The organism is Streptomyces sp. NPDC037301, from assembly GCF_055602785.1.
Map to the genome: position 1 here is coordinate 163,704 of NZ_JBVJWD010000012.1, position 16,883 is coordinate 180,586.

General features: G+C 69.5%; 17 protein-coding genes and 1 pseudogene. 8 read left to right on the top strand and 10 right to left on the bottom strand.

Annotated features, from left to right (window positions below; all coding sequences use genetic code 11):
• Positions 1-36: 36 nt before the first annotated feature.
• Positions 37-660, bottom strand: a complete 624-nt coding sequence (wrbA, locus tag ACZ7IB_RS20930) for an NAD(P)H:quinone oxidoreductase (protein ID WP_470914370.1) — start codon at positions 658-660, stop codon at positions 37-39.
• Positions 661-791: 131 nt separating this feature from the next.
• Positions 792-1,307, bottom strand: a pseudogene (locus ACZ7IB_RS20935) (chloride channel protein); the annotation flags it as partial.
• Positions 1,308-1,523: 216 nt separating this feature from the next.
• On the opposite strand from ACZ7IB_RS20935, the gene ACZ7IB_RS20940 reads away from it, so the two are divergent.
• Positions 1,524-2,282, top strand: coding sequence for a MerR family transcriptional regulator (locus ACZ7IB_RS20940; RefSeq protein WP_470914372.1), 759 nt, complete (start codon positions 1,524-1,526; stop codon positions 2,280-2,282).
• Positions 2,283-2,325: 43 nt separating this feature from the next.
• Here ACZ7IB_RS20940 and ACZ7IB_RS20945 read toward each other — a convergent pair whose 3' ends face one another.
• A complete protein-coding gene (locus ACZ7IB_RS20945) occupies positions 2,326-2,727 on the bottom strand; it encodes a heavy metal-binding domain-containing protein (protein ID WP_470914374.1) in 402 nt (133 codons plus the stop codon).
• 147 nt (positions 2,728-2,874) lie between these two features.
• On the opposite strand from ACZ7IB_RS20945, the gene ACZ7IB_RS20950 reads away from it, so the two are divergent.
• Positions 2,875-3,588, top strand: coding sequence for a DedA family protein (locus tag ACZ7IB_RS20950; protein WP_470914376.1), 714 nt, complete (start codon positions 2,875-2,877; stop codon positions 3,586-3,588).
• A gap of 24 nt (positions 3,589-3,612) precedes the next feature.
• On the opposite strand, the gene ACZ7IB_RS20955 is transcribed toward ACZ7IB_RS20950, so the two are convergent.
• Both ACZ7IB_RS20955 and ACZ7IB_RS20960 read right to left on the bottom strand, forming a co-directional pair.
• Positions 3,613-5,325 (bottom strand): threonine/serine exporter family protein, encoded by a 1,713-nt coding sequence (locus ACZ7IB_RS20955; RefSeq protein WP_470914378.1) that lies wholly within the window; start codon positions 5,323-5,325, stop codon positions 3,613-3,615.
• 229 nt (positions 5,326-5,554) lie between these two features.
• The gene (locus ACZ7IB_RS20960; protein WP_003968257.1) at positions 5,555-6,049 is read right to left on the bottom strand and encodes an inorganic diphosphatase; all 495 of its coding nucleotides are present in this window, start codon (positions 6,047-6,049) and stop codon (positions 5,555-5,557) included.
• Positions 6,050-6,135: 86 nt separating this feature from the next.
• Here ACZ7IB_RS20960 and dacB point away from each other — a divergent pair, with 86 nt between their 5' ends.
• From dacB to folE, 6 genes are all read left to right on the top strand, one after another.
• Entirely contained in the window at positions 6,136-7,638 is a 1,503-nt protein-coding gene (gene dacB / locus ACZ7IB_RS20965; RefSeq protein WP_470914380.1) for a D-alanyl-D-alanine carboxypeptidase/D-alanyl-D-alanine endopeptidase, read from the top strand.
• 52 nt (positions 7,639-7,690) lie between these two features.
• Positions 7,691-8,824: a zinc-dependent metalloprotease gene (locus ACZ7IB_RS20970; RefSeq protein WP_470914382.1), complete on the top strand. Its 1,134-nt coding sequence runs from the start codon at positions 7,691-7,693 to the stop codon at positions 8,822-8,824.
• A 199-nt stretch (positions 8,825-9,023) separates the two neighbouring features.
• Entirely contained in the window at positions 9,024-10,106 is a 1,083-nt protein-coding gene (tilS, locus tag ACZ7IB_RS20975; protein ID WP_327274488.1) for a tRNA lysidine(34) synthetase TilS, read from the top strand.
• A gap of 99 nt (positions 10,107-10,205) precedes the next feature.
• Entirely contained in the window at positions 10,206-10,745 is a 540-nt protein-coding gene (hpt, locus tag ACZ7IB_RS20980; RefSeq protein ID WP_072487175.1) for a hypoxanthine phosphoribosyltransferase, read from the top strand.
• 225 nt (positions 10,746-10,970) lie between these two features.
• Positions 10,971-13,001: an ATP-dependent zinc metalloprotease FtsH gene (ftsH, locus tag ACZ7IB_RS20985; RefSeq protein ID WP_470914386.1), complete on the top strand. Its 2,031-nt coding sequence runs from the start codon at positions 10,971-10,973 to the stop codon at positions 12,999-13,001.
• 155 nt (positions 13,002-13,156) lie between these two features.
• Complete coding sequence (gene folE / locus ACZ7IB_RS20990; protein WP_470914388.1) at positions 13,157-13,762, top strand: GTP cyclohydrolase I FolE; 606 nt, start codon at positions 13,157-13,159, stop codon at positions 13,760-13,762.
• Positions 13,763-13,799: 37 nt separating this feature from the next.
• On the opposite strand, the gene ACZ7IB_RS20995 is transcribed toward folE, so the two are convergent.
• From ACZ7IB_RS20995 to folP, 5 genes are all read right to left on the bottom strand, one after another.
• Positions 13,800-14,282 (bottom strand): DUF3180 domain-containing protein, encoded by a 483-nt coding sequence (locus ACZ7IB_RS20995; RefSeq protein WP_383067325.1) that lies wholly within the window; start codon positions 14,280-14,282, stop codon positions 13,800-13,802.
• An 82-nt stretch (positions 14,283-14,364) separates the two neighbouring features.
• Entirely contained in the window at positions 14,365-14,976 is a 612-nt protein-coding gene (gene folK, locus ACZ7IB_RS21000; RefSeq protein WP_470914390.1) for a 2-amino-4-hydroxy-6-hydroxymethyldihydropteridine diphosphokinase, read from the bottom strand.
• Positions 14,973-15,332, bottom strand: coding sequence for a dihydroneopterin aldolase (folB, locus tag ACZ7IB_RS21005; RefSeq protein WP_189546133.1), 360 nt, complete (start codon positions 15,330-15,332; stop codon positions 14,973-14,975). The genes folK and folB overlap by 4 nt, the downstream gene beginning before the upstream one ends.
• Before the next feature lie 190 nt (positions 15,333-15,522).
• Entirely contained in the window at positions 15,523-16,005 is a 483-nt protein-coding gene (locus ACZ7IB_RS21010; RefSeq protein ID WP_470914393.1) for a nuclear transport factor 2 family protein, read from the bottom strand.
• Positions 16,002-16,862: a dihydropteroate synthase gene (gene folP, locus ACZ7IB_RS21015; RefSeq protein WP_470914395.1), complete on the bottom strand. Its 861-nt coding sequence runs from the start codon at positions 16,860-16,862 to the stop codon at positions 16,002-16,004. Before folP ends, ACZ7IB_RS21010 begins: the two co-directional genes overlap by 4 nt.
• Positions 16,863-16,883 lie beyond the last annotated feature (21 nt).

Genomic DNA, 16,883 nt, shown 5'->3' on the forward strand with positions numbered 1-16,883 from the left:
CGTGACCCGCGACGGTCCTGCTCGGTGTGCGGTGGTTCAGTTCTCGGCGGCGAGGCCGTCCTTGATGGCCCGGGTGAACTTCACGACCCGTTCGGCCTGGACCCGGGCGGCGGTCAGGGTCTGCACACCGACCGGGATGTCGCCCTGCCCCGCGACATGCGAAGTGCCGTACGGATTGCCGTCGACGAACTTCGACGGGTCCGTGTAGCCGGGGGCGACCAGGATGCCGCCGAAGTGGTGGATCGTGTTGTAGAGCGCGAGCAGCGTGGACTCCTGGCCGCCGTGCGGGGTGCTGGTGGAGGTGAAGCCGCTGTAGACCTTGTCGGCGAGACGGCCCGCCTGCCAGAGGCTGCCGAGGGTGTCGATGAACTGCTTGAGCTGGGCGGTGACATTGCCGAACCGGGTCGGCGTACCGAAGATCACGGCGTCCGCCCAGATCATGTCGTCCTTCGACGCCTCGGCGATGCCCGCGGTCGCTTTCGCGTTGGCGGCCCAGGCCGGGTTGGAGTCGATGGCCGTCTGCGGGGCGAGCTCACCGGCCTTGCGCAGCCGTACCTCCGCACCGGCCTTCTCGGCGTCCTGCGCGATGGCCTTGGCCATCGCGGCGACGGTGCCGGTCGAGGAGTAGTAGATGACGGCGACGTTGACGGACGTGGGCATTGCGGAATCCTCCGGCAGGGCCTTACGGGACGTATCCATGTGAATCCATACGGATGTGACGATACGGAAAGCAGGGGCATCCGGCGCGTCGAGCGGCCGGGGCCGGGGGTCGGGCAAGGGGTCGTCCGGGCTCACCTCAGCGGCGTACCGTCCTCGTGCAGCTGCATCTGAGGCCGCCCGGTCACCAGCAGCCAGGCCGGCAGCGAGGCGATGCACAGCATCGGGAGCACGGCCGTGTCGCCGACCAGCACCGCCGCGGTGAACGGACTCAGCCAGCCCTGCCGGGTGACGGCCGGCAGCACCCCCAGCACCGCACAGGCCACCGCGGGCGCCACCGGCACCGATGCGACCAGGGCATGGGCGCACAGCCCCAGCGCGACACCCACGAAGACGGCGGGGAAGATCCGCCCGCCCCGGAAGCCGCAGGTCGCCGCGACCAGCAGCGCGGCTGTCTTCACCACGGCCATGACCGCGAACTGCCCGGCCGGCCGGCCGCTCGGATCGGCGGCGAGCTCCTTCACCTCGTCGAGCCCCTTGAACAGGGTGAGACGGCCGCCCAGCGCGCCCAGCAGGCCGAGCAGCAGCCCGCCGAGGGGCAACGCCAGGACCGGGTGCTTCAGGGCCCGGAAGGCCCGGTGCGGATACGGGAGTGGTTTCGGTGGGAGCGGTACCGGTGGGAACGGTTTTGGCGGCCGCGGTTTTGGCGGGATCGGGAGAATCTGTGGCCATCGGCTCACCATAACGATGCAAAAGCCGCATAACCCCTCCAATGGTGCCGGGCAGCGGCGTTTGGGGCTTGCACCTCACGTCACGTCAGGACTCAGGCTCAGTACGTACCGGAACAGAGAAGGGAGCGGGGAGTCGTGGACTACTCCGTGGGACAGGTCGCCGGATTCGCCGGAGTCACGGTGCGCACCCTGCATCACTACGACGGCATCGGACTGCTCTCGCCCGGCGGGCGCAGTCACGCGGGTCACCGCCGCTACGACGACGGTGACCTCGACCGGCTGCAGCAGATCCTGTTCTACCGGGAGCTCGGCTTCCCGCTCGACGAGATCGCGGTACTGCTCGACGACCCGGACGCGGATCCGCAGGAGCATCTGCGCCGCCAGCACCGGCTGCTGTCCGACCGGATCGCCGAACTGCGAAAGATGGCCGCCGCCGTCGAAACAGCCATGGAGGCACGGAAGATGGGCATCAACCTCACGCCCGAGGAGAAGTTCGAGGTCTTCGGAGGCAAGGACCCCGAGGAGCACGCGGAGGAGGCCGAACGCCGCTGGGGCGGCACCGCCACGTACGCCGAGTCGCAGCGCCGGGTCGCCCGGTACACCAAGGACGACTGGAAGCGGATGCAGGCGGAGGTCGCCGACTGGGGCGCTGCCTACAACGCGCTGATGGAGGCCGGTGAACCCGCCACCGGGAAACGGGCGATGGACCTCGCCGAGGCCCACCGGCTCCACATCACCAAGTGGTTCTACGAGTGCACCCCCGAGATCCACCGGGGACTGGGCGAGATGTATGTGTCCGACCCGCAGTTCCGCGCGTACTACGAGTCGATGCGTCCGGGCCTGGCCGAGCACCTGCGGGACGCGATCGACGCCAACGCGGAGCGCCTCGCGTAACCGGTACGGGGGTGGGGCGTCCTCACCCCCGTGTCCGCGTCGCTCAGCTCCTGCTGATCACGGCAGCCGTGCCGTACGCGCACACCTCCGTGCCCACGTCGGCCGCCTCGGTCACATCGAAGCGCATCATCAGCACCGCGTTGGCGCCCCGGGCCCTCGCCTGCTCGACGAGTCGTTCCATCGCCTGGTTGCAGGTCTCGACGAGGTCTTGGTCAGCCCCTTCAGCTCGCCGCCGATCATGGACTTCAGTCCGGCCCTCGAAGAGGTCCGCGGTGGCGAATGGGGTCTCCCCTGCTCGAGCGCAGTCGAGAGCTTGGGGAAGGACGGTCAGGCCGAACACCTCCCCGATCACCTGGGTCACCTGGTAGCCCGCTACGTCATTCGTGGTGACGACCAGGACGTCGGACTGGGCCGTCCGTCCGCCGCCGTATTCCTCAATGCCCATCGCGTGGCACCTCCCGGAGAAAGCTTTCGCCCGGTTCGCCGGGGTATGCAACCTTGCACGGGCCACTGGAACCCGGAGACGTCATCCTGCGTTGATAGCTTTGGGCGGCCACGCAGCCGCCATCGATCGATCCTGGAGCCCGGACCCTTGAATACGCTTGCGCTCGGCCCGAGCTGGCTGGACCCGGACTATCTGATCAACACCTTCGGAATCCCCGGCGTCCTCCTCATCGTGTTCGCCGAGTCCGGACTGCTGATCGGCTTCTTCCTTCCCGGCGACTCCCTGCTGTTCACCACGGGTCTGCTGGTGACCACGGGCCAGCTGAAGTCTCCGCTCTGGCTGGTCTGCGTCCTGGTGGCGCTGGCGGCGATCATCGGCGACCAGGTGGGCTATCTCTTCGGCCGCAAGGTCGGCCCGTCGCTCTTCAAGCGCCCGGATTCCCGCCTCTTCAAGCAGGAGAACGTCGAGAAGGCCCACGAGTTCTTCGAGAAGTACGGACCGAAGTCGCTGATCCTGGCCCGCTTCGTGCCCATCGTGCGTACGTTCACGCCGATCATCGCCGGTGTGAGCCGGATGAACTACCGCTCGTTCATCACGTTCAACATCATCGGCGGTGTGCTCTGGGGTGTCGGGGTCACGCTGCTCGGCGCAGCCCTCGGCAAGATCGACTTCGTCCACGAAAACATCGAGGCGATGCTCATCCTGATCGTGCTCATCTCGGTGGTGCCGATCGCGATCGAGTTCCTGCGGGCCCGTTCCAAGTCGAAGAAGGAAGCGGCGGCCGGTGGCGGCGAGGGCCATGGCCCGTCCGTCGGCGGCAGCCCGGCCTCCGGCCAGCGCGGCCGCCACGCCAAGCGCTGACCCGGAGTCATACCGGCGGCAGCCTCAGAAGCCGCGCGTCCGTTTGGCCGCGCGGCGATTCGCCCCGCCGACCGCCCCCGGCACCCGCATGAACAGCCGGGAGATCTCGCTTCCCAGATTCACCCCGATCGCGATGGCCAGCGCCGTCGCCACCGCGGTCGACAGCGAGGCGAGCCCGGTGTTCACGTTGCCCTGTGCCATGCCGAGCAGACCGAAGTACGTGGCCGAGCCGGGCAGCAGCGGGCCGATCGCCGCCGTGATGAACGGCAGCGACGAGGTGTACCGGTAGCGCGAGAGCAGCTGCCCGAACAGGCCCACCAGACCGGCCGCCGTCGCTGTCGCCACCACCGGCGAGATACCGCCGGTCCTGGCCATCGCCCCGTAGATCACCCAGGCCACGGCGCCGTTGAGGGTCACCGCCAGCACTGTGGACCGGTCCTGCTGGAGCAGGATCGCGAAGGCGAAACAGAGCGCCATCGATGCCAGGATCTGCACCACCGGCCGGTCGGGGGCGATGAACCTGGCCTCGGGGTTCAGCTGGGCGCCCAGCTGAAGTCCCAGATACAGGACCAGCAGCACACCGACGACGATGCCGATGAACAAGTACATGACTTCGAGCAGACGCGCGGCGGCGGTGATGTAGTAACCGGTCAGCCCGTCCTGCACACCCGCCACCAGGGCCCGCCCCGGCAGCAGCGCGAACAGCCCACCGGTGATGACCGCGGACGGCCGTACGTCCGACCAGTGGGTGAGGGTCAGCGCCACGCCCATCGCGGCGGGCGGCATCGCGGCCACCACGAACTGGTAGAACTCCGGCAGCCCCCGGCCGGCAAAGAGCCAGGCGAGCCGGTCGCCGAGCATCGCGCCGACCGCCGCCACCAGGAACACCAGTGGACCACCGCCGACCAGCACCGATGCCGCCCCCGCAAGCCCGCCGCCGGCCAGCGTCAGCACCCAGCCTGAGTACGGATGCCGGTTGCGCCGGATCTCCGCCAGGCGCCGGTAGGCCTCCTCCAGCGAGACCTCGACATCCTCGGTGGTGATGTCGTCGATGAGCCGGAAGACGGCGGCCAGCCGGGTGTAGTCGGTGCCACGACGGCGGACGGTACGGCTCGCCGTCACCGGGTCGTCGACCAGCGACGGCTGGTGCGAGATCGACAGCAGGGTGAAGGTGACCGTGGGCTCGCAGCGGTCCAGGCCGTAGCTGCGTGTCACCGCGAACATCGCGGCCTCGACGTCCTCGGCGCCCTCACCGCCGGCGAGCAGCAGCTCCCCGATGCGCAGCGTCAGGTCGAGCACACGCGGCACCGCGGGCCCCGCCTCGTCGGACTTCTGCACCGGCTCGGGTGCCGGGCGCTCGGCGACCGGCATCCGCAGCATCGTGCGCATGCGGTCCTGCCAAGGGGCCTCCTTGGTCAGCCGGATCATCGGACTGCCGTGCGCCGGAGTGAACGCGGGTGGCGGATGCTGGGCGCTGTAGGTGCTCGGCAGGGCGAAGGCGGAGCCGATCGTGTCCGAGCAGACCGGACCGGAACCCGATCCGGAGCCCGAAGCGGAACCTGTCCCCGATGCCTGGGGCTCGGTCGTCAGACCGGTCGGAATGGCGAATTCCGACGTCGGGTGGTCGTCGTCGGAGGCAGACGTGGGCCTCCCCACCCCGGCCGGCGGGACGAAGGCGCTGCGCGCCTCGTCGGACTGGGGTTTCTGGTCCTCCGGACCGCCCGGTTCCGCCACCACTCGACCTCGCTCCTCATCGGCTGCGCGTCTTCGGTTGCGCTTCTGCCCAGTATGGCCACGGGCAAGGGTGCGGATGCGAGGCGGGCGGAACCACGGACCGGACGGACACGCGGACGGGCATACGAAACGGGCGGCACCCCGTGGGAAGGAGTACCGCCCGGTTCCGGCACGGAACCGTAAACGGAACCGTGCGATGTATCCCGGCCGGAATCCGGCCGCGACCCTTGGGTCAGTGCGCGCCGCCCTGTGCCTCAAGGCGCTTGTAGGAGGCCTCGATCTCGGCCTCGGCCTCGGCGCGGCCGACCCAGTCGGCACCCTCGACGGACTTGCCGGGCTCCAGGTCCTTGTAGACCTCGAAGAAGTGCTGGATCTCCAGGCGGTCGAACTCCGACACGTGGTGGATGTCGCGCAGGTGCTCCACCCGGGGGTCGGAGGCCGGCACGCACAGCAGCTTGTCGTCGCCGCCGGCCTCGTCCGTCATCCGGAACATGCCGATGGCGCGGCACTTGATGAGGCAGCCGGGGAAGGTCGGCTCGTCCAGGATGACCAGCGCGTCCAGCGGGTCACCGTCCTCGCCGAGGGTGTTCTCGACGAAGCCGTAGTCCGCCGGGTAGCTGGTCGAGGTGAAGAGTCGACGGTCCAGGCGGATCCGACCGGTCTCGTGGTCCACCTCGTACTTGTTCCGCGAACCCTTCGGGATCTCGATGGTGACGTCGAACTCCACGGGTGGCTCCTCCATGATCAAGACATACGACTGGTGATTAAGTGTCCCCCACGCAGATGTGTGCTCGCGAAAGGGGCTGGTCAACGGTGGACGAGCCGGTGAAAAGACCGTCGGTCAATCCGCTCGACAAGCTGAGCAGGCTCACCCGGCAGGCCAGCATGATCAGGTTGAAGGGGCTGAACGATCGGCAGTTCACGGCTGTCTCCGCCGGCCTCGGCCTGGCGCTCGCAGCCGGCGTCGTCCTTGCCGCCGGCCCCTGGGACTCGGGTCAGCGTAAGGCCGAGCAGGACTGGGCTGCCGCCCGGAGCCGCACAGGTGGCGTACATCACGAACCCGGCGCACCGTCCGGACCGGAGCCTGCACCCAGCGCGCCGGCCGTCCTCGCGCCCCTCTCCTCCGTCGTCGACAACGCCGCCCCGGACGCCCGAGACGCCCCGGACGGCGCAGCGGCCGCCCTCCGCGCCACCCTGGGCCCGCTGCTGAAGGCCCCCGCCCTTGGCACCGTGCGTACCGCCGTCGTCATCGACACCGCCACCGGCGAGCGGCTGTACGGCCAGGGCGCCGACACGCCCATGACACCCGCCTCCACCGTCAAGATCGCCACCGCGGTCGCCGCCCTGAGCGCGCTCGGCCCCGACCACCGCATTGCCACGACGGTCCGGGCGTCTCCCGACTCCCGCAGCGTCGCCCTGGTCGGCGGCGGCGACCCCACCCTCGACACGGCCGCCCTGCGCGCACTGGCCGCCGACACCGCCCGCACCCTGAAGGACCGGGGCGTAAAAACGGTCCGCCTCACGTACGACACCTCCCGCTACTCCGGCCCGGCACGGCACCCGATCGGCCCCAACGAGAACATCGCGCCCGTCAGCGCCCTGATGACCGATGAGGGCAGGCTGGACAGCACCGACAGCGGACCCGCCCCACGCAGCGACGACCCGGCCGGTGACGCCGCCCGGTCCTTCGGCGAGCTGCTCGACGATGCCGGGATCGCCACCCGGTCCGGCCCGGCGCCCGGCCGGCCGGCCGCCAAGTCACGGCCGGTCGCCGAACACCTCTCCGCCCCGCTCTCCGCACTGGTCGAACGGGCCCTGACCAACAGCGACAACGACATCGCCGAGGCACTCGCCCGGCAGACCGCCCTGGCCGCGGGCGAACGGGCCGACTTCGACGGAGGCCGACGGGCCGTCACCGCACAGCTCAAGAAGCTCCACCTGCCGCTGAAAGGTGTGAACTTCGCCGACGGCAGCGGGCTGAACCGCAAGGACAAGGTCACCGCCGGACTGCTGGCCGGCCTCCTCGCCCGCGCCGCCGCCCCGGACCACCCCGAACTGCGCCCCGTCCTCACCGGCCTCCCGGTGGCCGGGTTCAGCGGCACCCTCAGCGGCCGTTACACCCAGAAGTCCGCAGGCACCGGCCTGATCCGCGCCAAGACCGGCACCCTCACCGGCGTGAACACCCTCGCCGGGACGGTCGTCGACAGGCAGGGCCGACTGCTCGCCTTCGCCTTCCTGGCATCCGGTACGACATCCCCGTCCGAGGCCCAGTCCTCCCTCGACGCCCTCGCCACCAGCCTCGCCGCCCGTACCTGATGAGCCGGTCAACACCACACCGCGGACGCGCCCGAGCACGTACGGTTGACGCATGACGAGCATCGGTGGTGCCGAGATGGTCGACTGGAATCTCGCGGTCGCGACCGCGACCCGACTTGTGCGGCCGGGGCCCGAGATCAGCCGCGAGGACGCCCGCGAGGTCGTCGCGGAGCTGCGCCGGCATGCCAAGGCCGCGGAGGACCACGTCCGTTCCTTCACCCGGATGATCCCCGAGGGGACCGAACCGGAGGACACCCCGGTCCTGGTCGTGGACCGGGCCGGCTGGATCAAGGCCAATGTCGCGGGCTTCCGCGAACTGCTCCGCCCGCTCCTGGGGAAGATGCAGGACCGGCGCGGCAACGGCCCGGGCGGCGCCGTGCTCGGTGCGGTCGGCGGCAAGGTGACCGGCGTCGAGGTGGGGATGCTGCTGTCGTTCCTGGCCTCCCGGGTCCTCGGCCAGTACGAGACGTTCGCCCCCGCCACCCGTGAACTCCCGGCCTCGGCCGACGGCGGCGGCAGGCTGCTGCTCGTCGCCCCGAACATCGTCCATGTCGAGCGCGAACTCGAGGTCGACCCGCACGACTTCCGGCTCTGGGTCGCCCTCCACGAGGAGACCCATCGCACCCAGTTCACCGGTGTGCCCTGGCTCCGCGACCATCTGCAGGGTGAGATCCAGTCATTCCTCGAAGAGACCGACGTCGACCCGATGACCGTGCTGGAACGGCTCCGCGAGGCAGCCCAGTCCCTGGCCGGGGGCCGCCCCGAGGGCGAAGACGGCGAGGACGGCGGCCACAGCCTCGTCGAACTGGTCCAGACACCCGCCCAGCGCGAGATCCTCGGCCGGCTCACCGCCGTGATGTCCCTGCTCGAAGGTCATGCCGACTATGTGATGGACGGCGTCGGCCCCGAGGTCGTCTCCTCCGTCGGCGAGATCCGGGAGAAGTTCCAGCAGCGCCGGGCGCGCGGTGCGAGCCGTCTCGACCAGGCGCTGCGCAAGCTTCTCGGACTGGACGCCAAACTGCGCCAGTACCGCGACGGCGAGCGATTCGTCCGTGCCGTGGTCGACGAGGTCGGTATGGACGGCTTCAACCGGGTCTGGACCTCGCCGAACACCCTCCCGACCAAGGCGGAGATCGCGAAACCGACGGACTGGATCGCGAGGGTGCACCGTAAGGCAGAGTCCTGATCACGACGGGCCCGACGGCGGACGACAGGACACGAACGCGCCGGTATTCACCCATCCGAGGGACCGTAGAGGCATGGGAAGGCGTGCAATGCTCGATGGACGGCTTGCCTCTGTCACCATCGACGCACTCTGAGTGACGGCACTCTTCCCGTCCCGGCACTCCGAGGCACCTCCCAAAACTTCACGAAGGGCACCGGACATGGGTCCCCATCCTGCGGTCGCGGCGATACGCCTGGCGGTCCGCCGCGTACTCCACGACGTACTCACCGAACACACCCGGAGCGCCGAGCACACCCGGCGCACCCCGCACCCCGAGCTCGCCGAAGCCGGTGCGGGCAGGCAGCGCGCCGCGCTCCCCGAACGCCCCGATACCCCGCTGGTGCTGGTGGCATGCTCCGGCGGCGCCGATTCCATGGCGCTCGCCTCCGCCCTCGCCTTCGAGGCCCGCAAACTCGACGTCCGGGCCGGCGGCATCACCGTCGACCACGGCCTCCAGGACGGATCCGACACCCGGGCCGCCGAGGTCGTCGACCGCCTCACCGCCATGCACCTCGACCCGGTCGAGTCCGTCGCCGTGCAGGTAGGCCAGGAAGGCGGACCCGAGGCCGCGGCCCGCGACGCCCGCTACGCCGCCCTGGACGCGGCGGCCGAGCGGCACGGCGCCGCCGCCGTCCTGCTCGGCCACACCCGTGACGACCAGGCGGAGACGGTGCTGCTGGGCCTCGCCCGCGGCTCCGGCATCCGCTCCCTCTCCGGCATGGCCGCCGCATCCGGCCCGGCCGGCCGCTACCGCCGCCCCTTCCTCCAGCTCGACCGGCAGACCGCCCGCAAGGCCTGCCTCGTCCAGTCGCTGCCCGTCTGGGACGACCCGCACAACATCGACCCCGCCTACACCCGCTCCCGACTGCGCCACGAGGGCCTGCCCGCCCTGGAGAAGGCCCTGGGCAAAGGGGTTGTCGAGGCCCTGGCCCGTACGGCGCAGCTCTCCCGCGACGACGCCGACGCCCTGGACACCTGGGCCGCCGAGGCCGACCGCGCCGTGCGGGACGACGCGGGCCGGCTGGAGTGCGCCAAGCTGTACGCGCTGCCGCCCGCCGTGCGCCGCCGGGTACTGCGCCGGGCCGCCATGGAGGCGGGCTCCCCGGCCGGTTCGCTCTTCGCCCGGCACATCGAGGAAGTCGACCGTCTGATCACCGGCTGGCGCGGCCAGCGGGCCATCAACCTGCCGGGCCGGGTCGAAGCCATGCGACAGGGTGGCAGACTGGTGATTCGGCAGAGCTGAAGCACGAGCGGCTGACATGCAGGCGAGCGGCCGCGCAGGTCCGGGCCAATACCCCGGATCCGGCAGGCAAAGAAAGAGACGCGGGTGAACGAGAAGGACATGGGCACCGACCTTCAGTCGGTGCTCCTCACCAAGGAAGAGATCGACGCGAAGCTCGTCGAGCTGGCCGCGAAGATCGACGCGGAGTACGCGGGCAAGGACCTGCTCATCGTCGGCGTCCTCAAGGGCGCAGTGATGGTGATGGCGGACCTGGCGCGCGCGCTGTCCACCCCCGTCACCATGGACTGGATGGCCGTCTCGTCGTACGGCGCGGGCACCCAGTCCTCCGGAGTGGTCCGGATCCTCAAGGACCTGGACACCGACATCAAGGGCAAGCACGTCCTGATCGTCGAGGACATCATCGACTCGGGCCTGACGCTGTCCTGGCTGATGTCGAACCTCGGCTCGCGTGAGCCGGCGTCCTTGGAGATCTGCACCCTGCTGCGCAAGCCGGACGCGGCCAAGGTCGCGCTCGACTGCAAGTGGGTCGGCTTCGACATCCCCAACGAGTTCGTCGTCGGATACGGGCTGGATTACGCGGAGAAGTACCGCAATCTGCCCTTCGTCGGCACGCTCGCTCCGCACGTCTACGGGGGCTGACCGCCTCCCGGCATCTCTCACCCCGGCCGGGGTGCCCGGCCTGTCCGGGGCGGACGACGGGAACCTTTCACCGGATTCCCGCCGTTGAGCCTTTGCAGGCGGGTTTTGACAGACGTCCTCGGCAGCCGCAGGCGACAATGCTGGGGTACCGTCCGAAGAACAGTCTTTTCTCACAGCAGCATTTACCTACGGGCAGGAGGGACGGGGCGTCATCGCCCCGTATGGATGGACGTGAAGCGATACTTCCGTGGGCCGGTCATGTGGATCGTGCTGGCCGTCCTCGCCGTGGTCGTGTTGATGCAGGTCGTCGGCTCGTCGGGCGGCTACAAATCGGTGGACACCGGCAAGGTGATCCAGGCGATCAGCAAGGACCAGGTGGCGCAGGCCAAGCTGACCACCGGTGACGAACAGATCATCAAGATCGAGTTGAACAAGGGCCAGAAGCTTTCGGGCGAGTCCGGCAGCAAGTTCCAGGCGAGCTACATCGGCGACCAGGGTGTCCAGCTGGCCGACACGCTGCAGAAGAAGTTCGAGAGCGGCAAGATCGACAAGGGCTACACTGTCTCGCCGTCGAAGCAGTCCCCGTTCATCTCGATCCTCCTCTCGCTGCTGCCCTTCGTCCTGATCGTGGTCGTCTTCCTGTTCCTGATGAATCAGATGCAGGGCGGCGGCTCCCGGGTCATGCAGTTCGGGAAGTCCAAGGCGAAGCTGATCACCAAGGACACCCCGAAGACGACGTTCGCCGATGTGGCGGGGTCGGACGAGGCCGTCGAGGAGCTCCAGGAGATCAAGGAGTTCCTCCAGGAGCCGGCGAAGTTCCAGGCCGTCGGCGCCAAGATCCCGAAGGGTGTCCTGCTCTACGGGCCTCCCGGTACGGGTAAGACGCTGCTCGCACGCGCTGTCGCGGGCGAGGCGGGCGTCCCGTTCTACTCGATCTCCGGTTCCGACTTCGTCGAGATGTTCGTCGGTGTCGGTGCCAGCCGGGTCCGTGACCTCTTCGAGCAGGCCAAGGCGAACGCTCCGGCGATCGTTTTCGTCGACGAGATCGACGCCGTCGGCCGGCACCGCGGTGCCGGAATGGGCGGCGGTCACGACGAGCGCGAGCAGACGCTGAACCAGCTGCTCGTCGAGATGGACGGCTTCGACGTGAAGGGCGGCGTCATCCTGATCGCCGCCACGAACCGGCCGGACATTCTTGACCCGGCGCTGCTGCGACCGGGCCGTTTCGACCGGCAGATCGCGGTCGACCGGCCGGACATGCAGGGCCGTCTCGAGATTCTCAAGGTGCACCAGAAGGGCAAGCCGGTCGCAAAGGACGTCGACCTCGGCGCGGTTGCCCGTCGTACGCCCGGCTTCACCGGTGCCGACCTGTCGAACGTGCTGAACGAAGCGGCGCTCCTCACGGCGCGCAGCAACCTGAAGCTGATCGACAACAAGATGCTCGATGAGGCCATCGACCGCGTCGTGGCGGGTCCGCAGAAGCGGACCCGGATCATGTCCGAGAAGGAGAAGAAGATCACCGCGTACCACGAGGGCGGACACGCCCTGGTCGCGGCGGCTTCCCCCCAGTCGGACCCGGTCCACAAGATCACGATCCTCTCCCGCGGCCGCGCCCTCGGTTACACGATGGTGCTCCCGGAGGAGGACAAGTACTCCACGACGCGCAACGAGATGCTCGACCAGCTGGCCTACATGCTGGGCGGGCGCGCGGCCGAGGAGCTGGTCTTCCACGACCCGACCACCGGCGCTGCGAACGACATCGAGAAGGCCACCGCAACGGCCCGCGCGATGGTCACGCAGTACGGCATGACGGAGCGGCTCGGCGCGATCAAGTTCGGTGGCGACAACACCGAGCCCTTCGTGGGCCGGGAGATGGGCCACCAGCGCGACTACTCGGAAGAGGTCGCGGCCCTCGTCGACGAAGAGGTCAAGAAGCTCATCGAGACCGCGCACAACGATGCGTGGGAGATCCTCGTCGAGAACCGCGACGTGCTGGACGCCCTGGTTCTCCAGCTCCTCGAGAAGGAGACGCTCGGCAAGGAGGAGATCGCCGAGATCTTCGCCCCGATCGTGAAGCGCCCGTCCCGTCCGGCATGGACCGGTTCCGCCCGACGCACCCCGTCGACGCGGCCGCCGGTGCTCTCGCCGAAGGAGCTCGCCCTCACCAACGGCGCCACCACGGCGAACGGCTCGGTCGTCCCCACGGACACCGTCCCGGCCACCGAGGTGCTTCCGGAGGACCGCCCCGAGAGCTGAGGTCTTGCGACCCCGGTGTGGCCCCTGTCACGGGAGCCGCACCGGACCCGGAATGGATGCCGTGCCCCCGCAGGTTCTAGCCTGTGGGGGCGCGGCTTTTTCGTACGCCCGTGCGGAGGTATGCGCGGGTGACAGCTCAGAGGAACGAGGCACAGATGACCGACCCGGTGACGTTGGACGGCCAGGGTTCGATCGGTGAGTTCGACGAGAAGCGGGCCGAGGCGGCCGTACGCGAACTCCTCCTCGCCGTGGGCGAGGACCCGGACCGTGAGGGACTGCGCGAGACGCCGGGGCGGGTGGCACGGGCGTACAAGGAGATATTCGCGGGCCTCTACCAGGCGCCCGAGGATGTTCTGACGACCGCGTTCGATCTCGGTCACGACGAGATGGTGCTGGTCAAGGACATCGAGGTGTTCTCCACCTGTGAACACCACCTGGTGCCGTTCCGGGGTGTCGCGCATGTCGGGTACATCCCGGCGACCAGCGGCAAGATCACCGGTCTGTCGAAGCTGGCCCGCCTCGTCGATGTCTTCGCCCGGCGCCCGCAGGTCCAGGAGCGGCTCACCACGCAGATCGCCGATTCGCTCATGAAGATTCTGGAGCCGCGCGGGGTCGTTGTCGTCGTCGAGTGCGAGCACATGTGCATGTCGATGCGCGGTATCCGCAAGCCCGGTGCGAAGACGCTGACCTCGGCGGTTCGCGGACAGCTCCGCGACCCCGCGACGCGCGCCGAGGCCATGAGCCTGATCATGGCGCGCTGAGCTCCGGAACGGCTGTGAGGGGAGAGCTCGGTGACCGCTACGCGGCCGCCGAGCTCTTGTCGTTGTCCTCGTCCTCCGGGAGCTTGCAGATGCGCTCCAGCCAGAGGGCCGCGGCAACCACCGCGATGCCGGCCAGGACCGCGAAGCCCGCGTAGATCGCCTGGTCGCGGCGGGCCGGGATGTCGAGCGAGCCGAGCAGGAAGACGCCCGTGCCGCCGTACATGCCGGAGACCAGGGAGACGACCAGCGCGCTGGCCTGGCCGAAGACGACTGCGCGGGCCGCCATCAGTGGCTCGACGCCCTTGGCTCCCGGCCGGCGCTCACGCTGGGCGCGCAGCCGGGAACGGATGGAGAGCGCCGTCGCGAGCAGGATGGCGGCGATTACCGCGAGCACGATCGGCGCGGCGAGAGGAACGCTCGGCAGACTGCCCAGGGAGTCCCAGAGGCGGGCACCGCCCCAGGAGAGCACCCCGGCTGCGGCGAAGAGGCCGGCCAGTACCCCGAGCCGTAGTTGCTTCACCGAGTGATCCGCCCTTCGCCGCCAGTGGTGCGTGTCACCAGTGGTCCGTAAGCCAGTGATCCGTTTCCGTTGAGCCTAACGACTACTCGGGCAGACGGAGTTCCAGATCGGCCCGGGGCAGAACGCCTTCCCGGCCGACACCGGCGAGCAGCTCCGCGACGGGGCCGGCGCCGGGCAGCTGAGCCTCGGGGTCGACGTCGTGCCAAGGGGCGAGCACGAAGGCGCGCTCATGGGCACGGGGGTGGGGAAGGGTGAGCGCCGGGTCGTCGGAGACGACATCCGCGTACGCCACGATGTCGACGTCGATGGTGCGCGGGCCCCAGCGTTCCTCACGGACCCGGTCGAAAGCCTCTTCGATGGCCTGGCCGCGTTCCAGGAGGGAGGACGGGGGGAGCGTCGTCTTCACGACGATCACCGCGTTGAAGTACGAGGGCTGGGAGCCGGGAGCGACGCCCCAGGGCTCCGTCTCGTACACCGGGGAGACCGCTTTGACCCGCAGGCCGGGGGTGTCCTCCAGGGCGTCTATGGCGCCTTGGAGGGTCTCCAGGCGGTTGCCCAGATTGGAGCCCAGGGAGATCACGGCGCGTTTGGGGTTGGAGAGGGTGATGTCCGCGGCGTCCACCTGCTCGACCACGGAGGCGGGAACCGGCTGTACGGTCGGGTCGCTCTGCCCCTCGGCAGAAAATGCAGTCATACTCGGCTCCGGGTGATGGTGATGGTCACATCGTCGAAGGGGACGGTGATCGGCGCATCCGGCTTGTGCACCACCACCTCCACCTCCTCGACTCCTTCGTGCTTGAGGCACTTCTGGGCGATGCGCTCCGCGAGCGTTTCGATCAGATCGACCGGTTCCCCCTGCACCACGTCGACGACTTCCTCCGCGACGATGCCGTAGTGCACGGTCTTCGTCAGGTCGTCGGCGGCTGCCGCGGGGCGGGTGTCGAGGCCGAGCACCAGGTCCACGATGAACGTCTGGCCCTCTTCCCGTTCTCGGGGGAAGACGCCATGGTGTCCACGGGCCTTGAGGCCGCGCAGCGCGACACGATCCACGCGAATCACTCCTGCTGTCGTTGGGCGTAGAGACACGGGGCCGTGTGCGGACGGCTGGGTGCTCTCTTTTGAATCTACCTGCGAGCACCGACAGTGCCCGCCCGCGGGGCTATGGACGGGACCTTGCGGGGCTGGTAGCCGCTTCTACCCGCGGTTCCGGATTCCAACCCCTGTCGGGCGGATGCCTCGGTCAGGAGGATGTGTCCTCGTCCTCGTCCTCATCGGATTCGGTGAGGACGGGCGAGCCGTGGTGGGACCAGAGCTTCCATCCGTCCGGTGTGCGCCGGAACACATTGGTGGCCACGACGAGTTGGCCGACCAGCGGTCCGAGCGCGTTGCCGTCCTCCGCGGGGCCGCCGCTGAGGATGTTCTCCGTGCAGGTCACCAGGGCCGTGTCGCCCGTCATCGAGACCCCGACATCGGTCAGGAAGAACTGGATGTACTCGGTGTTCGCCATGATCAGGGCGTAACTGCGCAACACCTCGCCGCGGCCGGTGAGCAGCGGCCAGCCGGGGTGGACGCAGGAGACGGTGAGGTCCTCGCCCGGCAGCCAGAGCCCGGAGAGCTCGTCGAAGGCGCCGCGCTCCATCGCCTCGTAGAAGGCGGTGTTGGCCTGCTCGACGGCCGCGATGTCGGCGGCCGCCTCCGCGTGCTCGTCGCGGGGCCCGCTCACGCGGCTCCCTCGACGGCGCGGGCGACCCGTACCGCGTCGGCCGTGGCCCGTACCTCGTGGACACGGACGGCCCAGGCACCGGCGCGGGCGGAGAGCGCGGAGATCGCCGCAGTGGCGGCGTCGCGTTCGCGGGCGGGCGGCGGTGCGGCGCCCTCGCCGGCCAGCACATGGCCGAGGAAGCGCTTGCGGGAGGCGGCGACCAGCAGCGGGCGGCCCAGGGCGCGCAGCTCGTCGAGGTGGGCGACCAGGGAGAGGTCGTGGCCGGCGTCCTTGGCGAAGCCGAGACCGGGGTCGATCACGATCCGTTCCGGGGCGACACCGCCCGCGATCACGGCGTCCATCCGCTCCCGTAGTTCAGCGGCGACCTCGGCGACGACGTCCTCGTACACCGCCCGGCTGTTCATGGACTCGCTGAAGCCGCGCCAGTGCATCACGACGAACGGCGTGCCGGCCGCGGCGACGACCCTGACCATGTCCGGGTCGGCGAGGCCGCCGCTCACGTCGTTGACCAGGGCGGCTCCGGCCGCGACCGACTCCTCGGCGACACGGGCCCGCATGGTGTCCACGGAGACCGTGACCCCTTCGGACGCCAGGCCCTTGACCACCGGGACCACGCGTCGCAATTCCTCCGACGCGTCCACCCGGCTGGCGCCGGGGCGGGTGGACTCGCCGCCGACATCGATCAGGTCGGCGCCCTCGGCGACCAGGTCGAGGCCGTGTTTGACCGCGGCCGTGGTGTCGAACCAGCGGCCGCCGTCGGAGAAGGAGTCCGGGGTCACATTGACGACACCCATGACCGCACAGCGGTCCCACTCCGGCAGGCCTTGGACCGTGCCTCGTCCACGCAAGGTACTCATGCGACCAGCGTAGGCCCCGTA